Raw genomic sequence first — 15940 nt, forward strand, 5'->3', positions numbered from 1 at the left:
CAAGGCACCCGACCCCTCGCAGCCGCCGCAACCAAAAACGTCGATGATGCCGTCGATCGTCACGAGTGCGATGGCGGCCGATGCGCCGGCGTCCGGTGCTTCGGCACCTGCCAGTGCTGCGGGAACTGGCAACGCAACGGCAGTCGTCATGACGCCGGGTAACCCGGCACCGCCGGAACTGGTTGCACGCGGCAAATACCTTGCACGCGCGGCCGATTGCGCGGCGTGCCACACGAGCGCCGACGGTGCGCCGTTTGCCGGAGGCGTGCCGCTCAAGTCGCCGTTCGGCACCTTCTACGGCACCAACATCACGCCGGACAAGAGCAACGGTATCGGCAACTGGACGGCCGACGATTTCTATCGTGCTCTGCACGATGGCAAAGCGCCGGACAAGGTGCTGTATCCGGCCATGCCGTATACGTCGTACCGGCAGATGACGCGTGCCGACAGCGATGCGATCTACGCCTATCTGATGTCGGTGAAGCCGGTGGCCGTGGCCAATCGGAAGCACGATCTCTCGTTCCCGTACAACATGCGTTTCGGCATGCGCTTCTGGGACTGGATCTTCCTCAAGGACACGTTGCCCGACGCATCGAAGGGCCAGTCTGCCGATTGGTTGCGCGGCCGCTATCTTGCCAATGCGCTCGGTCACTGTGCGGAGTGCCATACGCCGCGCGGCACCTTCGGGCAACTCGATAGTGCGAAGCCGCTCGGCGGTGCCGCACTCGCCCGTATCGCTGCGCCGGACCTGACGCCCGAAGCGCTCGCGGCACGTGGCTGGACGTTGAAGGACTTGCAGACGTTCTTCGGCACGGGTGTCGCGCCGCAAGGCTCGGCGTTCGGCGAGATGTATCCGGTCGTGCACTTGAGCTCGCAGTATCTGACGCCGGACGACCTGCGCTCGTTGAGCACTTACCTGCTGGGCGATGCACCGCCTGCACCGAAGCCGTTGCCGGCGAGTCCGGATACGGCCAAGCTCGTCGCGGGCCGCAACATGTACCTCGCGGTATGTGCCGGTTGTCACGCGGCGGACGGTACAGGCAAGCCGCATGTCGCCGTGCCGATGTTGGGCAATTCGACCGTGCGTCAGAAGGACCCGCGCAATCTGATCGTGGCGATTCTCGACGGTATCGAGCCGCAGAAATTCCCGGGGCTCGAAGCCATGCAGGACATGCCCGGTTTCGACAAGCGGCTGACGGACGCGCAGATTTCCGAACTGACCAACTACCTGCGTGTGGCCTATGGCGCTCAGGCAGGCGATGTGAACTCGGAGATCGTCAAGCAATTGCGGCAGAAGTAATCCGCGACAAGTGCAACGAGGGTCAGGGCTAAGGCCGTGACCTTTGATGGGGAAAGCGCACGTATCGACCGAACGGTTGAACGTGCGCTTTTTTCGTTGCGATCGGGCGCATAATGCGCGCCATGTCCCGTACACAACGTCTTTTCTCTCTGATGCAACTGCTGCGCCGTCACCGATATCCGGTGGCGGGCGCGTCGCTCGCCGAATCGCTGGGCGTGAGCCTGCGCACCCTGTATCGCGACATTGCGACCTTGCAGGCGCAGGGCGCACACATCGAGGGTGCGCCGGGGCTGGGCTACGTGCTCAAGCCCGGGTTCATGCTGCCACCGCTGATGTTTTCCGAAGAGGAGATCGAAGCCATTGTGCTGGGTTCGCGCTGGGTGGCCAATCGTACGGATGGCGCGTTGGCGGATGCGGCGGGCAACGCGCTCGCGAAGATCGCCGCCGTGCTGCCGGCCGATCTGCGCGCGTCACTCGAAGCCTCGACGCTGCTCATCGGGCCGGGCGATCCGTTGCCGCCGATGACCGTCGATCTGACCGTCATTCGTGAGGCGATTCGCACCGAGCGAAAGCTGCATCTGGCGTATCGCGACGAAGCCGGCAAAACGTCGGAGCGCGTGATCTGGCCGTTTGCGCTGGGCTTCTTCGAGCGCGTGCGCATGGTCGTTGCGTGGTGTGAGTTGCGCGACGGGTTCCGGCACTTTCGCGCCGACCGCATCGAGGCGATGACCGTGTCGGCAGCGCGTTATCCACGCGGCCGCCGCTCACTGCTCAAGGCGTGGCGGGAGACGACGGGGCGACGTGAAGAGTGACAGGGAATGACGGTAAGTTGTCTGTCGACTACTGACAAAAACTGACAGCATTTCCTTCTACGATACGTGCAATGACGACGCACACCGAGGCGCCCGGTGCGTGAGAAACGTCAGTTGACACGTTAGTTAGTCCGTCAGTCATCCAAATCGACAGGAGCTTGTCATGCTGCATCCGAATATGGTCATTCTGTATGTTGCCAATACCGCTGTGAGCGCTGCGTTTTACGCCGATCTGCTCGACCGTCAACCGGTCGATACGTCGCCGGGTTTCGCGCTGTTCGTGTTTCCGTCGGGATTGAAGTTGGGTTTGTGGGCGAAGCACACGGTGGTGCCGACCGTGATTGCGCCGCCGGGCGGCAGCGAAGTGGTGCTGCCGGTGGCGTCCAACGAGCAGGTGGACGCCACTCACGTGGACTGGAGCGCTCGCGGCATCACGATTTTGCAAGCGCCCACCACGATGGATTTCGGCCGCACGTTCGTGGCGTCCGATCCCGACGGTCACCGTCTGCGCGTGTACAAGCTGGCGGACGAGCCGAAGTAAGCGGGCTTAGGACGCCGACGCCGTCTTCACCAGCACCGGCGTATCGCGATACTGCGTGGGGAACATCCGCTTGAGGTCTTTCACCTTGGGCAGGTCGTTGATCACGATGTACGGATACGTCGGGTGCTCGGTCAGAAAGTCCTGATGGTAGCCCTCGGCGGCATAGAAACCCGTGTACTTCTCGACCTTCGTCGCAATTGGCTTTGAGAACGCATGCGAGGCGTCGAGTTGCACGATATAGGCTTCGGCGACTCGGCGCTGCGCGTCATTCATCGGGAACACGGCCGAGCGGTATTGCGTGCCGCTGTCCGGGCCCTGACGATTGAGTTCTGTCGGGTTGTGGGCGACTGAGAAGTAGATTTGCAGCAGCTTGCCGTACGACACCTTCTGCGGATCGAACGTGACTTCGACCGACTCGGCGTGGCCGGTGCTGCCGCCGCTCACGGTTTCGTAGTCGGCTGTTTTTGCCGTGCCGCCCGCGTAACCGGAGACGGCTTTGGTTACGCCCTGCACGTGTTGGAATACGCCTTGTACGCCCCAGAAGCAGCCGCCCGCGAAGACGGCGGTTTCGGTGTGTGCGCCGGTGGCGGGTTCATCCAGTTTCGGTGCCGCGATCGATACGGCCGGCTCGGCACCGCCGAACGCGTAAGCGCCAACTTGCCATGTGAGGACACCGGCGGCGACGGCCGCTGCCGCCAGCAGCGAACGACGCAGGCCCGAAGCCAGTGCCGTAGCGCGCTTGCTAGCAGGTGTAGCAGGTGTAGCAGGTGTAGCAGGTGTAGCAGGTGTAGCAGGCGTAGCGCAGGTGGCCGGGGCAGTGTGTTGCGGATGATGCTTGTTCATCTGAAGACTCCCGATTCGATTAACCGAACGTGAAGGCATAAGCCGACACACCCGGGTCAAGAAACTCGATGCTGAAGGTGCGGTCGCTCACGTCGCCGGACTGGCGCACGAGCTGATACAACCGCTGCGAGGTCACGGTGCCGGTGCCGTCAGCCGCTACGTCGGTTCCGTGCGCATCGCCCGGTGCCTGACCATCGACCGTCACGCGAAAACGCACCGGTTTGCCGTTGGTGTCCGGGCCCAGTACCAGATGCAGGTCACGGGCATGGAAGCGGTAGACGATGCGGGCACCGGCCTGCGTCGCCGTTGCCTGTTCGGCGCCAACTTTCCACGAGCCGCCAAGGCCCCACGCGTTGAGCGCCGGCGTCGACGGTGCGCGGTAGTCGTTCGCCTGATTGCGCACGGCACCACCCGGCGACGCGAAGTTTTCCGCGCGCTCGTAGCCGACATAAGTTTCGGGCGAGCGGACATCGCGCATGTCGGCGGCCTGTTGAATGCCGCTGGCCTGCACGTCCGAAATGCTGCTGGCCACCTGTGTTGCACCCGCTTCACGCAGCAGTTGCTGGATCACGCGCTCCGATTCGGCATAGTTGCCTTCGCCGAAGTGGTGATAGCGCACGCGTCCCTGCGCGTCGATGAAGTAGTGGGCGGGCCAGTACTGGTTGTTGAAGCCGCGCCAGATCGCATAGTTGTTGTCGATGGCGACCGGATAGTCGACGCCGAGGTCATGCACGGCTTTCTTGACGTTGCCGATATCGCGCTCGAAGGCGAATTCCGGGGCATGCACGCCGATGACGACGAGGCCTTGATCGCGATACTTCTGCGCCCATGCCTTCACGTACGGCAGCGTGCGCAGGCAGTTGATGCAGGAGTACGTCCAGAAGTCGACGAGCACGACCTTGCCACGCAGCGCCTGTGCAGTCAGCGGCGGCGAGTTGAGCCACTGCACGGCACCGTCGAGCGACGGCAACTGACCTTCGACCGGCAACGGGGCGGGTTCGGTCGCGGCGGTGCGGGTCATGGCGCTCTGGCTGCCAGCGCCCGTTTCAGCGGCGGCGGCATCGCCTGCACCGGCGCCATTGCCTGCACCATTCCCAGCACCGTTCCCAGCACCATTCCCAGCACCATTCCCAGCACCACGGCGGGCACCCAACTGGTCGACCAGCTTCTGTTCGATGCCACCCGTCGAGGCGGTCGAGAGTTGGGCCAGCACACCGGTGTCGAGGCCGAGGGCAATCGCGGCGACGCCAGCGAGCATGAGGCCGCCGAGCACGCGGCGAATCCATTCACCGGCACCGAGCGAGCGCTTCATGGCGGCGAACACACGGCCGCCCACGAGCAATGCCAACGCGAGCGACGTGGCGGCACCGGCAGCGTAAGCGATCAGCAGCAGCGTCGTGCCGACACTTGCGCCTTGCAGTGCCGCGCCGGTGAGCAGCAGCCCGAGAATCGGGCCGGCGCACGGGGCCCACAGCAGGCCGGTGGCAATGCCGAGCAGGAACGATGCCCCCGGACGAGTCCCCGCCGTTGCGGCGTCGCTGGCTTGCCCGTCACCTTGCGCCGACTGCGACAGCCGGTCGCCCAGCGAGACGAGCGGATGCGTCAGGCGTTCGGACAACTTCGGGAACAGCAATGTGGCGCCGAACAACGCGACCAGCGCGAGGGCGAGCCAGCGGCCGTACTGGTTGGCCTGCACCACCCAACTGCCACCCACGGCGGCCAGCGTGGCCACGAGCGCAAACATCAGCACCATACCGGCGAGCATCGGCAGCACGCTGCGCGAGAACGACTGGCCGGCGCGCGAAAAGACGAACGGCAGCACCGGCAAAATGCATGGACTGACGATGGTCAGGATCCCGCCGAGATAGGCGAGGATGAGCAAGGTCATGAAAGCGCTCCTTTAGCGTGGTCCGGCGAGGCCGGAGGATTAGCGTGTTGTTAGTTTGTTGCCCGCTTGCTGACCGCTTGCTGACCGCTTGTTGTCAGCGTGTTGCCAGCTCGTCGCCCGTTGGCTATCAAGCGGGTTGCGGGCGGAATGTCATGGCCAGACCGTTCATGCAGTAGCGCAGGCCGGTCGGCTTCGGGCCGTCGTCGAAGACGTGCCCCAGATGGCCGCCGCAGCGCCGGCAGTGCACTTCCGTGCGGGTCATGCCGAAGCTCGTGTCGGTATGTGTGGCCACGGCGTTATCGAGCGGCGTCCAGAAGCTCGGCCAGCCGGTATGGCTGTCGAACTTGGTGCGCGATGAGAACACCGGCAGGGCACAGCCGGCGCAGAAAAACGTGCCGGTACGGTGTTCGTCGTTGAGCGGGCTCGAATACGGGCGCTCGGTGCCTTCCTGACGCAGAATCTCGTACTGGCCGGGCGTCAGGCGTTTGCGCCATTCGGCGTCGCTAAAGGCCACTTCGAAATGCTCGGGCGCGCTGGCGCGCCGGGCATCGTCGGCACGGGCCGGGCGCACGAGGCGCGGCACGAGTCCGACGGCCACGGCGGCGGCCGCTGCCGTGGTGCTGAGCAGAAACAGGCGGCGCGACGTCGTTTGGCGAGTCGCAGCCGCAGTGCTGGCAGCGCTGCCAGTGGTAGCGACGGGCTGGGCGGCTTTCTGGGACGGCGTCTGGTCGGACAACTTCATGGCATCCTCCGGTGAGTGGGGCCGATCCGGCGCCTGGGCTGACCTGCCCGGGCCTCGCAATACCTGGGGGGGCGCGGGGGCCGGGCGCATCAGCGGTACGACGTTGCAGCGTATTACCTAGGTAGAGCGGGTGCTGGCGCCGGATCGATGACTGAAGGGTAGTGCGTCCGTGATGGCAAAGTCCTCACGTAAGATTAAACAATTCGTGATACCTCAAAGGGCCTGAACTGCGCACAATGAGGTCACCCAGACCCACTTTTCCCGGGAGTTCCCCCTACGATGGATTCGCCGCGCCGTGTCCTGCTCGTCGAAGACGACGTGCATATCGCCGATCTGCTCACGCTGCACCTGCGCGACGAACGCTTTGACGTCGTGCATTGCGCCGATGGCGACGAGGGCTTGCGACGCCTGTCCGAGGGCGGCTGGGACGCCCTGATTCTCGACCTGATGCTGCCCGGTGTCGATGGTCTCGAAATCTGCCGCCGTGCGCGGGAGATGACCCGCTACACGCCGATCATCATCACCAGTGCCCGGGCGAGTGAAGTGCACCGCATTCTCGGGTTGGAACTGGGCGCGGACGACTATCTGGCCAAGCCATTTTCGGTGCTGGAACTAGTCGCACGGGTCAAGGCGCTGATGCGGCGGGTCGATGCGCTCGCCCGCAACGCCCGCATGGAAGCGGGCAGTCTGGCGGTGGCGGGCCTGTTCATCGACCCGATCGCCCGCGAGGCGACGCTGGGCGGCAAGCTGCTCGACCTGACGCCGCGCGAATTCGACCTGTTGTACTTTTTCGCTCGCCAGCCCGGCAAAGTGTTCTCGCGCATGGACCTGCTCAATGCCGTCTGGGGCTACCAGCACGAAGGCTACGAGCACACCGTCAATACCCACATCAACCGCCTGCGCGCGAAGATCGAAGCCGATCCCGCGCAGCCGGCCCGCATTCTCACGGTCTGGGGGCGTGGCTATAAATTCGCCAGCGATGCGACGCCCGAAGGCAATTCGACCGACGCAGGGGCCGCATGATGACGCGCAAATGGAATCTCACGCTCACGCAGCGGCTGTCGCTGGTTTTCGCGGCGCTGCTGCTGGTGTGCTGCGGCACGTCGGCCTGGTTGCAGGTACGGGCAAACCGCATGCACGAGGCCGAAGTGATTCAGGGGCTCTCGCGCGGGCTGGCCGAGCACATCGCCGCTAACGCGCAGTTGATGGACGCGAACGGCATGAAGCCGGACGCCGTGCGAAACCTGTTCGGGCAACTGATGGTGGTCAACCCGAGCGTCGAGGTGTATCTGCTCGACGAACAGGGGCGTATTACCGGGCACGCGGCCCCGGAAGGACATCTGCGGCGCACCCAGATCGATCTTGCGCCGGTCCATCGGCTGATCGACGGCGAAGCGCTGCCGATTTATGGCGACGACCCGCGCAACACCGACGTGCGCAAGGTCTTCAGTGCGGCGCCGCTGCGGGTGAACGGGCAGGAAGTGGGCTACATCTATGTGGTGCTGTTGGGTGAAGCGCATGACCGCTTTGCGGCGCGCGGCGCGACGAGTGCCGCGCTCAGTACTGCGTTGTGGTCGATCGGACTGGTCGCGGCGTTGTGCCTGATTGCCGGTCTGGCGGCGTTTGCGTGGATTACGCGTCCGCTGCGCCGCCTGACCGATACGGTGCGCGAGTTCGATATCGACGCAGCACCGGCAGCGCTGCCCGCCGTGTCAGCGGATGAACTGGCGTCGCAACAGGCGCGGCCGAACGACGAAATCGTGGTGCTGGAGCGCGCGTTCCGGCAGATGGTGGACCGTCTGGGCGAGCAATGGCGCACGCTTACGCGCCAGGATCAGGAGCGTCGCGAACTGATCGCCAATATCTCGCACGATCTGCGCACGCCGCTCTCGTCGCTGCATGGTTATCTCGAAACGTTGTCGCTCAAAGACGCCACGCTGGCACCGGCCGACCGGCGGCGCTATCTGGGCATCGCACTGGACCAGAGCCGCAAGGTCGGGGCGCTGGCGCAGTCGCTGTTCGAGCTGGCGCGTCTTGAGCACGGCTTCGTGCAGCCGGAAGCCGAGCCGTTCTCGGTGACCGACCTGATTCAGGACGTGTTCCAGAAATTCGAATTGAGCGCCGAGTCGCGCGGCGTTGCATTACGCGCGCAACTCGCGCCGCAGGTGCCGGCCGCGCGTGCCGATCTCGGGTTGATCGAACGCGTGTTCACCAATCTGCTGGAGAACGCGTTGCGTTACACGCCGTCAGGCGGAGAGATCGTGGTGGCCGTGGCCCCGGCCGGGGCGGATATCGAAGTGCGGGTTAGCGACACGGGACCGGGCATTCCGGAGAGTGCGCGCGAAGGCCTCTTCGAGCGGCCCTTTACGGTGGGCGGCGCGCGCCGCGAGGGCGGACTGGGCCTGCGCATCGTGCATCGCATCCTGCAACTGCATGGCCGCCGCATCACGCTGGTAGAAACCAGTGCTCAGTCCGGTCATGCAGGGCAGGGCGCGACGTTCCGCTTTACTCTGCCGACGTAAGCTTGCCGTCGACCGGCGCCGATGCTTCCGGCGGCGCGGGTTCTGCGGTGGCCGCAGGTACCGTCGCGCTTTCTTTGGCGGCACCCGGTGCCGAAGGCTTGTCGGTGGCGACCGGCGTGGCCGGTTCGAAATAGGTCAGTTTGCGCACGAAGACGTTCGCAAACGGGTCGACCTTCTCGCCCGCGCCGGACGGCGAGGTAATCACCACGCGCACGACATTGCCGCGTTTGTCGTGGCGATAGTGATATTCCGAGACGTGACGCTCACCGGTCGCGGCGTCGGTGCGTGTGACGCGCACGAGTTCGTGACGCGGCGAGTATTCCGAGACTTCGTTATCCCACGCGAGCGGTAGCCACTGACCGTCGATGAAGGCGGCAGCGCCCGTGTCGCGCACGATCCGGCTGCCGTCGGGCTTGCGTTCCACGTCGGCAAACGTGCGATACGAGACGACTTTGGGCGCCGGGCGGACCTTGCCGTCGGCGGTGACGATCTGGCGGGCTTCGTTGGGCGCTTCCCATTGCCGTGACAGCACGAAGCACTCGTCGTCGAACAGGCGGGCTTGCAAGCTGCCCTGACGGCGATGATGGGTGCCGTTGGCACCGACGATGATGCGGCGGGTCCACTCGACGCGCTCACCTTCCTGACGGACTTGCTCTCTCCATGTGCCGCGCCGCGCGGCGCCGTTCACGATCCACTCGTCGGCGCCTTGCCACGCCACCGATGCGCCATCGACGCTCAGCAGCCGGCCATCGGCGGCATACGTGTAGCGCCCGCGATCGGTGCTGGCGAGCAGATGCCCCTGCGGATCGAATTCCATTACGAAGCGATTGCCGTTATCGAGCGGGCCGACCTTGCCGGTCGTGCGGTCGTAGCTGGCAATGAAGCGGGTTTCTTCAATACGGCGCACACCGGCGGGAATGCCGCCGAAGTTGCGCATCAGGTCGTCTTCTTCGCGCAACGACGTCTGAACGCACCACGGCAGTGCGGCGGGCGCTGTGCTGGCAGCGTCGGTCGCGGCAGGTGAAGGCGTTGCAGGAGAGGTGCTGGCAGCGTTTGCTGGCGGGGCGGCGGGTGCCGTGAGGCGCGGCGGGCTGGCGGCGCAACCGGCCAGCAGAAGGACCAGAGCGAGAGAACCCAGAACAGGACGCGCGGAGAACACGGATCGGACAGGTCGGACAGATAAAGCGGACGTCATCACGAAAGGTTGCCGGAGAAATTTTTCCCCGATTGTACCGGCTCCGCGTGACACGTTCCCGGCTTCCCCGGGGCAGGGGGGGTAAATGAGGAGAAAGCGGGGGGAGGAAGTGGAGGGGAAAGCGCGCCCGGCTGAAGCGCGGCGCGACAAATCAAGCGCGTTTCGCGCGATAAACAGGACGTGATGTATTTTCCAGCATCTGCAAGAGAATTTCACGCCCTGCGCGTTCATTTTCGCCTGTTCGAATCAGAATAGGCCGCCAAACACCTCGGCCTCCCAATTCATGATGACCAGCTCTTTACTGGTCTGAGGCGTACCGCGTGCGTTGGCAACCGAGTACCGGATGTCCAGTTCCGCGATCTGGAGTCCCGCGAAGGCTTCCCGGATGTCGGGATGATCGTTGATGGATAACATCACCTTGCCTCTACACTCCCGCATGATCGTAGCCATGCGCTCATACTCACCAAACTCAAACGGCACGCCGTACCCCTCCGTCTGCCAATAGGGAGGGTCAAGATAGAAGAACGTATGCGCGCGGTCATAACGGCGCATGCAGTCGTGCCACGACAGGTTTTCTACGGTGGTGCCAGCAAGGCGCAGGTGGGCCGCCGAAAGCTGTTCTTCAATGCGCAGAAGATTGACCGTCGGAGCAGTCGTCGCGGTGCCAAATGTCTGCCCGTCGATCTTTCCACCGAACGCGTGGTGTTGCAGGTAGTAGAAGCGCGCCGCGCGCTGTATGTCTGTCAGCGTCGCCGGCGACGTCATCTTTTGCCATTCAAATACCTGTCGACTGGAAATCGCCCATTTGAACTGGCGGACAAACTCTTCGAGGTGGTGTTGCACAACCCGGTATAGGTTCACCAGCTCACCGTTGATATCGTTGATTACCTCGACGTGAGCGGGAATCGGGCGTAAAAAATAGAGAGCTGCCCCGCCACAAAACACTTCCACGTAGCACTCATGCGGCGGAAAGAGCGGTAGCAGCTTGTCCGCGAGACGGCGTTTGCCGCCGAGCCACGGGATGATGGGTGTTGCGATGTGCATTTATCGTGCGTCATATGTGATAGGCTTACGCCGCCTCTGCAGGGGTACGCGGCCTTGCCTAACTTGCAGGACTCATCTGCGAGGGCGGGACGCGGCCGGTGTTAGCGCACCGACCGCGTCGCCGCGTCTTTTCTTCTAAATTACTATGCGGCCGAAACCCGTCGCTTGAACGGGTTGTATGTGGCGCATACAGGAATCTGCCAAGCCGGGCCCCACGGCGTTTCGCGCCAGGCGTTCCCCAACCAGTAGTTCCAGGCCTTCCAGCCAATCTTCGCTTCGCCGAGGGGCCCGTGATAGTACAAATTCATGCCGTTGCCCACTGCAAAGAACAGCACCAGGTCATCCCGCTCGATGTTGGCCAGGATGCGCCAACCTCGCGCGTCAAAGGTCAGACCGAAGAGCCAGTAGTCCAGTCCATATGCCGGGTTGCGTAGCAGCCAGAGCACGTGAGCCAAATAGCGCATTCGCGGCGTCTCTCCCCACTCGGCCGGAAAATAGCCGTCCTTCCACCCCGCATCGATCGATGCGTCAAACGTCTGGAACCAGCGCAGCCAACTCGGCAGGTTGCCGTCGTCATCGGCGAGCAGCACTGCCCACCAGTTCACGCACAGCACGGCAAAGACGACGACAGCCCAGGTCGCAACGACATAGGCGGGATACCCGATGACCGCGATGATCACGAACAGGCGGCGAGGAACGGAGTCGGGCGGCGAGCTGGCCGTAAGGCAGCGATCGAGCAAGGAGATCGCAACGGCAATGATCGTGCATTTCGCAGCAAGCACAATGGCTGCACATAGAACGGAAAGGACGAAGGCGATCATTGCCCTTCCTCAAGCGTTCCGGCAACGTCAATGTGCACCTCAGGAGCCGTTTCTGTCAGCCACGAAGGAATGGGGCCACCGCCATAATAGGTGACGCTGTCACCGTCAATTTCCACTGTGGCGCCAAGCTGGTATTCACGACCGCTCTCCGCGACATAAAGCCTCGTGGTGCGATGGTCTTCCACGACCGACCACGCCGCTCCATCCCACATCTGCACCTTGCCACCTTCGACGGCTGGCGGTTGCACTTCGACCGCGCCGTAGGGCACGTTGAATTCGCCTGGCGACAGGTACAACTCGTGCGCGATGGCCGGATACAGAAAGAACCCGTGCTCGTCGGTCTGATAAACGGTCTTTTTTTCCATTATTTCTCTCCTAAAGGTACTTTCACTGCAAATGCAAGAACGCTTGGTACGAAGCAGGCTAGTGCGATTCAACGGCACTCCCACGCGCTGACCATGTTTCCGTCGAGCACGGTATTCCTGGCCGGGAGCTACTCGGCCGTCATGCAAACCCCCGGCGACTCTCCAAGCAGTGCCACGAACGACACGGGAGGCGCAGAGACCCGTCCGACCAATACAGCCTACGCACCCCGCATCCATGTCTAGTTTCAGGCATGGATGCGCGGGGCATACGCCGTGTTCACTGGGCGAGTTTCGCTCCCCCCGGCATCGGTCGTTTTCCAAGGGATGTTTCCCGATTCGATAGGAGCGCCTTGGTTTCCGCCCGCGACGCTCGATGTGATGCCGTTGACGTAGTGGCTGTGGGCTTTGAATGCATCAAGCTGACGCGTCCCAAGCGTCCGTGCATTTGCAGTGTCAGCGTCGGTCCCAGTAAATCGACGGAATTGGTTGCGCAGGTCAGGACACCGGAAGTTGTCACCGCCGAGGTCGACAAACTTGTGCATGCCGGCAGACCAGGCGCCGGACGCGACAACTAGGCTGTTTTCTTGTGCGTAGCCCCACAGCCCGGCGTATGCCGTCTTACTTAACGTGCCGCCCACGGCATCGATCTCACTGGCCAGCGGCGTGACCGTGTGACCGTCCAACGGACGGCCGCAAAGCGGAGAGCGATAGCCGGTGAAATACTGGCTGGCCGACCAAACCCAAACCTCTGCAACTTCAGCGACGATAATCGGGCCGACATTACTGGTCGGTAAGGACAGAATCGAGTAGACCTTCGGGTAACCGCTGAGCACGGCGAGCGCCGAAGCAACAAACGCCGTATTGGCGATCTTGCGGCTGCTATCGCCGGGGGGCTGATCCGGCGCATTCAGACCACCCACCCATTGAAAGGAGAGTGCTGTCGTGCCCGGCGTGACGGCACCGTCCGTCTTGAGCATCCAGAGGGTGTCGGCATTCAGCGAGCCGGACTCCACGGGAACTACTGCGCCAGATGTGAGCTTCGCCGCGCTGTTGGCGTCCGCTGCGCGCGCCCACGCGCCAGCTCCTGCCACGTAGATACCGTTCTCGGCGCCCGCCGCCTGGTCCTTCACTAGCACACGGTCGCCTGCTGTGAGCGCGACGTCATCCACCGGTCCCAGCCCCGTAAGCACGATCGGCCCCGTCGTGGCCACCCGAACCGATTGCTTGCTGTCCAGCTTGGCCAGTTCATCTCGGACGTAATCAATGACGTACGCGCGCGGCGCCATCACCACGGAGTTGTCGACGAGCAATGTGACGTTGGCGGCGTTGCTGGTCTGAAAGATTGACCGGACGTAGAACTGCTTGCCGCTGCCGCTGGCCAGGAGCGGCTTGATAGACTCGGGATACTTGCAGATCGCGTAGAGGACTCCGGTGTCGGTGATAATGCCGACTTCTCGAATCGTCCAGCCGCCTACGTCATCGGCCAGCCATCCTTCACAGACAAGCCAGTTGGGGTTGTTGGGGTCTTGCAAAAGCGCGTTAATCGGCTGGCGATGGACCTCGCGCCGCAGCGTCGTCGCAGTCGGATCCGGGTTGTAGACGGCTCCATTGCCGTCGCCGATGGCCATCGTTGTCAATGTGATGGGCTTGTTCTGAGCCTTTTGCTGAGCCTCATATGCGAGCCCGGCGTTGGTCAGAATGGTGTAGTAGTCCTGAGCCACGTCAGTTCTCCAAGGGGTAAATCGTGGTGATCTCGATGGTTTGCTGGCCGTAGCCAATGAATACGGCCCCGCGTTGCTCGACGCCGTCCAACTGCAACGGATATATGGTCGTCAGCTCGCCGCCGAGCGTCGCGGCCGCGATCACGGGCACGGGACTTCGTACGGTGAGGTACAACGTGAGCGCCTCGAGGTGGCTGCGCACGTTTTTGTACTCGTTGACCAAGGCGACGAGCGCGTCGTAGGTTGTCTCGTCAATTCCGCGGTCGGACAGATCCACGTCGATACGGAAGTGATACGACTGGCCACCGTACTCAAACCACTCGGCGATCTGACCTTTGAGGGCCAGCGTTTCTAAAACTTGTTGAATGGCCCACTTCGTGCCTTTGAACCGGTGCAGTTCGATCGCCCGCTTGAGCAACAGGCGACGCTCGTCGTCGTTGCGGGCAAACTGCCAACCTTCGCCAAGGATGTGAAACTGATCCGCGAGCACCGGCAACGCCGACGCGTTGACGGTGTCCACGAGATAGACCAGGAGCGGCGACAGGTCGATGTCGCTGATTCGAGCCGCCAGCTGTCCGAGCACTCGGAAGCGCTCGTCGCTGGCCAGCGGCGGCGGGAGCAACAGCGAATCAGCCATCGACCGTCCCCGAAACGGTGATATTGATTCCAGTGCACCGCGCCCACTCGTTCTCCGCGAGCACGAGCTTGGCCGGAGAGGTGCGCACGATGTCATACACACCGGTGACCTTCAGGGCGACATCCACCTGCACTGGCACGATGTCACGGCCGAGCCCCGCCGCGCGATCTGCCATATAGGCTTGGGCTGCAGCATTCGCCTGCGCGAGCACGCTGGCCACATCGGTGTCCTTATACAGCACCAGTTGTGCCTCGATCGCGTAGTCGACGGGCGTTGGGGCGAGCGCCTGCACCTGGTCGGTCAACGGGCGCACGCGGTCGGCCGAACACTTCGCTTCGACCAACGCCAGCATGTTGATGTCTGGCAATCCAGTGGTAAGCAGCGGGTAAAGCTTGACCACGCCAGGCGTGGGGGACAACACGGCCACGTCGACGATGCTCTGATGCGCACTCTTCGCGTGGAATACATAGGCCAACCGGCTGCCGGCAGTGCTGAAGGCTTCCGGAGCAAGCTTGATACGTTCCCGCAGGTGGTCGTTTTCTTCTTCCTCGACGCCGCCAGCGGTGACTGCGGTATTGGCGACCGTGATTTCGACGTCGCCCAACTCGTCGATCAGGCTGTTAATCTGCCCCGGTTGCCAGCCATTGCCGGCAGCGCCTGGGTCTTCACACGTTGCCGCCGTGTCTACCGACAATTGCCCAGCCACAAGCGTCACGTCGCCGTCGGTCGCGAATGTCACCGCACCGTCGCCCCCTTCGACGCGGGTGCCTGCAGGGATCAGTAGGTCGTTGGCCAGCACCGTCTTCAGAGCAAAGCGCAACGGCGTCATCGCCGATTGCGCCGGCAGGCGAGTGACGCCAACGAGTTCGCCCAGATAGTCCAGCATCGGCGCTCGAGCGTAATGCACCAGGCTTTGTTTTGCCGCTTCCTGAATGCCGACGCGCACCAGCGTTTCCCGATAGGCGATAACGTCGATCAGCAGTCGCTCCACCTGTGCGGGATAGAGTGTCTTGCCGGAGAGCGACTCGTATTGCGCGACGATTTCGGCGGTAATCGTTTTCGGATCTCGTTCGATGAAGCTCGGCTCGGGGAGGCTCACAGGCGCACCTCCGTATCACGCTTCACGCCGTCAGCCAGCTTCCAGCTCACTTTCAGGGCCATCTGCGCCTGATCGATCACCGGCGAGACCTTGAGCAATTCGCAACGCGGCTCCCATTGTCGGATCGCATCGACGGCTTCTCGTACCAGGTGCGGCACGGCCTGATCGATGGGGTAATCGATATAGAGATGTACGTTCGAGCCGAAGTCAGGCCGATGCGGGTCGCTACCCTTCGGCGTGCGGAGGATCACGCGGATGGCCTGGTCGATGTCTGCTTCAGCCTCAACAACGTCGAAGCTATTGAGAGCAGGCTGCCAGTGAACGGAGGAAATTTCGGATAGCCGGGTCATGCGGCTATCATGCCGACATGCCCGGCTGACGGATATTAAAGGCCTTTAAGGCTTGGACTA

Annotated in this window: 16 protein-coding genes; 5 read left to right on the forward strand and 11 right to left on the reverse strand. The window is 63.1% G+C overall.

Annotation, left to right across the window (positions count from 1 at the left end; genetic code table 11):
• Window positions 1-43 precede the first annotated feature (43 nt).
• From AT302_RS05490 to AT302_RS05500, 3 genes are all read left to right on the forward strand, one after another.
• Window positions 44-1300, forward strand: coding sequence for a cytochrome c (locus tag AT302_RS05490; protein WP_058380118.1), 1257 nt, complete (start codon window positions 44-46; stop codon window positions 1298-1300).
• Window positions 1301-1422: 122 nt separating this feature from the next.
• Complete coding sequence (locus AT302_RS05495; protein WP_058380119.1) at window positions 1423-2112, forward strand: helix-turn-helix transcriptional regulator; 690 nt, start codon at window positions 1423-1425, stop codon at window positions 2110-2112.
• A 163-nt stretch (window positions 2113-2275) separates the two neighbouring features.
• A complete protein-coding gene (locus tag AT302_RS05500) occupies window positions 2276-2653 on the forward strand; it encodes a VOC family protein (protein WP_058377566.1) in 378 nt (125 codons plus the stop codon).
• 6 nt (window positions 2654-2659) lie between these two features.
• On the opposite strand, the gene msrA is transcribed toward AT302_RS05500, so the two are convergent.
• From msrA to msrB, 3 genes are all read right to left on the reverse strand, one after another.
• On the reverse strand, window positions 2660-3496 hold the full coding sequence (gene msrA, locus AT302_RS05505) for a peptide-methionine (S)-S-oxide reductase MsrA (protein ID WP_084656036.1): 837 nt from the start codon (window positions 3494-3496) through the stop codon (window positions 2660-2662).
• Window positions 3497-3515: 19 nt separating this feature from the next.
• Window positions 3516-5384, reverse strand: coding sequence for a cytochrome c biogenesis protein DipZ (locus AT302_RS05510; RefSeq protein ID WP_058377567.1), 1869 nt, complete (start codon window positions 5382-5384; stop codon window positions 3516-3518).
• A 127-nt stretch (window positions 5385-5511) separates the two neighbouring features.
• Window positions 5512-6126, reverse strand: coding sequence for a peptide-methionine (R)-S-oxide reductase MsrB (msrB, locus tag AT302_RS05515; protein WP_174554602.1), 615 nt, complete (start codon window positions 6124-6126; stop codon window positions 5512-5514).
• Window positions 6127-6405: 279 nt separating this feature from the next.
• Between msrB and AT302_RS05520 the strand changes: the two genes are divergently transcribed.
• Window positions 6406-7149: a response regulator transcription factor gene (locus tag AT302_RS05520; RefSeq protein WP_058377568.1), complete on the forward strand. Its 744-nt coding sequence runs from the start codon at window positions 6406-6408 to the stop codon at window positions 7147-7149.
• Complete coding sequence (locus tag AT302_RS05525; RefSeq protein WP_058380122.1) at window positions 7149-8648, forward strand: sensor histidine kinase; 1500 nt, start codon at window positions 7149-7151, stop codon at window positions 8646-8648. The genes AT302_RS05520 and AT302_RS05525 overlap by 1 nt, the downstream gene beginning before the upstream one ends.
• Here AT302_RS05525 and AT302_RS05530 read toward each other — a convergent pair.
• The 8 genes from AT302_RS05530 to AT302_RS05565 form a co-directional block, all read right to left on the reverse strand.
• Window positions 8632-9807, reverse strand: a complete 1176-nt coding sequence (locus AT302_RS05530) for a hypothetical protein (protein ID WP_157125692.1) — start codon at window positions 9805-9807, stop codon at window positions 8632-8634. The genes AT302_RS05525 and AT302_RS05530 overlap by 17 nt on opposite strands.
• Before the next feature lie 282 nt (window positions 9808-10089).
• Window positions 10090-10881 (reverse strand): DNA adenine methylase, encoded by a 792-nt coding sequence (locus AT302_RS05535; protein ID WP_058380123.1) that lies wholly within the window; start codon window positions 10879-10881, stop codon window positions 10090-10092.
• Between the two features lie 149 nt (window positions 10882-11030).
• Entirely contained in the window at window positions 11031-11708 is a 678-nt protein-coding gene (locus AT302_RS05540) for a DUF7338 family protein (RefSeq protein ID WP_058377570.1), read from the reverse strand.
• On the reverse strand, window positions 11705-12073 hold the full coding sequence (locus AT302_RS05545) for a hypothetical protein (RefSeq protein ID WP_058377571.1): 369 nt from the start codon (window positions 12071-12073) through the stop codon (window positions 11705-11707). Before AT302_RS05545 ends, AT302_RS05540 begins: the two co-directional genes overlap by 4 nt.
• Before the next feature lie 245 nt (window positions 12074-12318).
• Complete coding sequence (locus tag AT302_RS05550; RefSeq protein ID WP_058377572.1) at window positions 12319-13794, reverse strand: phage tail protein; 1476 nt, start codon at window positions 13792-13794, stop codon at window positions 12319-12321.
• 1 nt (window position 13795) lies between these two features.
• Window positions 13796-14431 (reverse strand): phage tail protein I, encoded by a 636-nt coding sequence (locus AT302_RS05555; protein ID WP_058377573.1) that lies wholly within the window; start codon window positions 14429-14431, stop codon window positions 13796-13798.
• Window positions 14424-15530, reverse strand: coding sequence for a baseplate assembly protein (locus tag AT302_RS05560; protein WP_058377574.1), 1107 nt, complete (start codon window positions 15528-15530; stop codon window positions 14424-14426). The genes AT302_RS05555 and AT302_RS05560 overlap by 8 nt, the downstream gene beginning before the upstream one ends.
• Entirely contained in the window at window positions 15527-15880 is a 354-nt protein-coding gene (locus AT302_RS05565; RefSeq protein ID WP_058377575.1) for a GPW/gp25 family protein, read from the reverse strand. The genes AT302_RS05560 and AT302_RS05565 overlap by 4 nt, the downstream gene beginning before the upstream one ends.
• Window positions 15881-15940 lie beyond the last annotated feature (60 nt).

The sequence above is a fragment of the Pandoraea norimbergensis genome, assembly GCF_001465545.3.
Classification (GTDB): domain Bacteria; phylum Pseudomonadota; class Gammaproteobacteria; order Burkholderiales; family Burkholderiaceae; genus Pandoraea; species Pandoraea norimbergensis.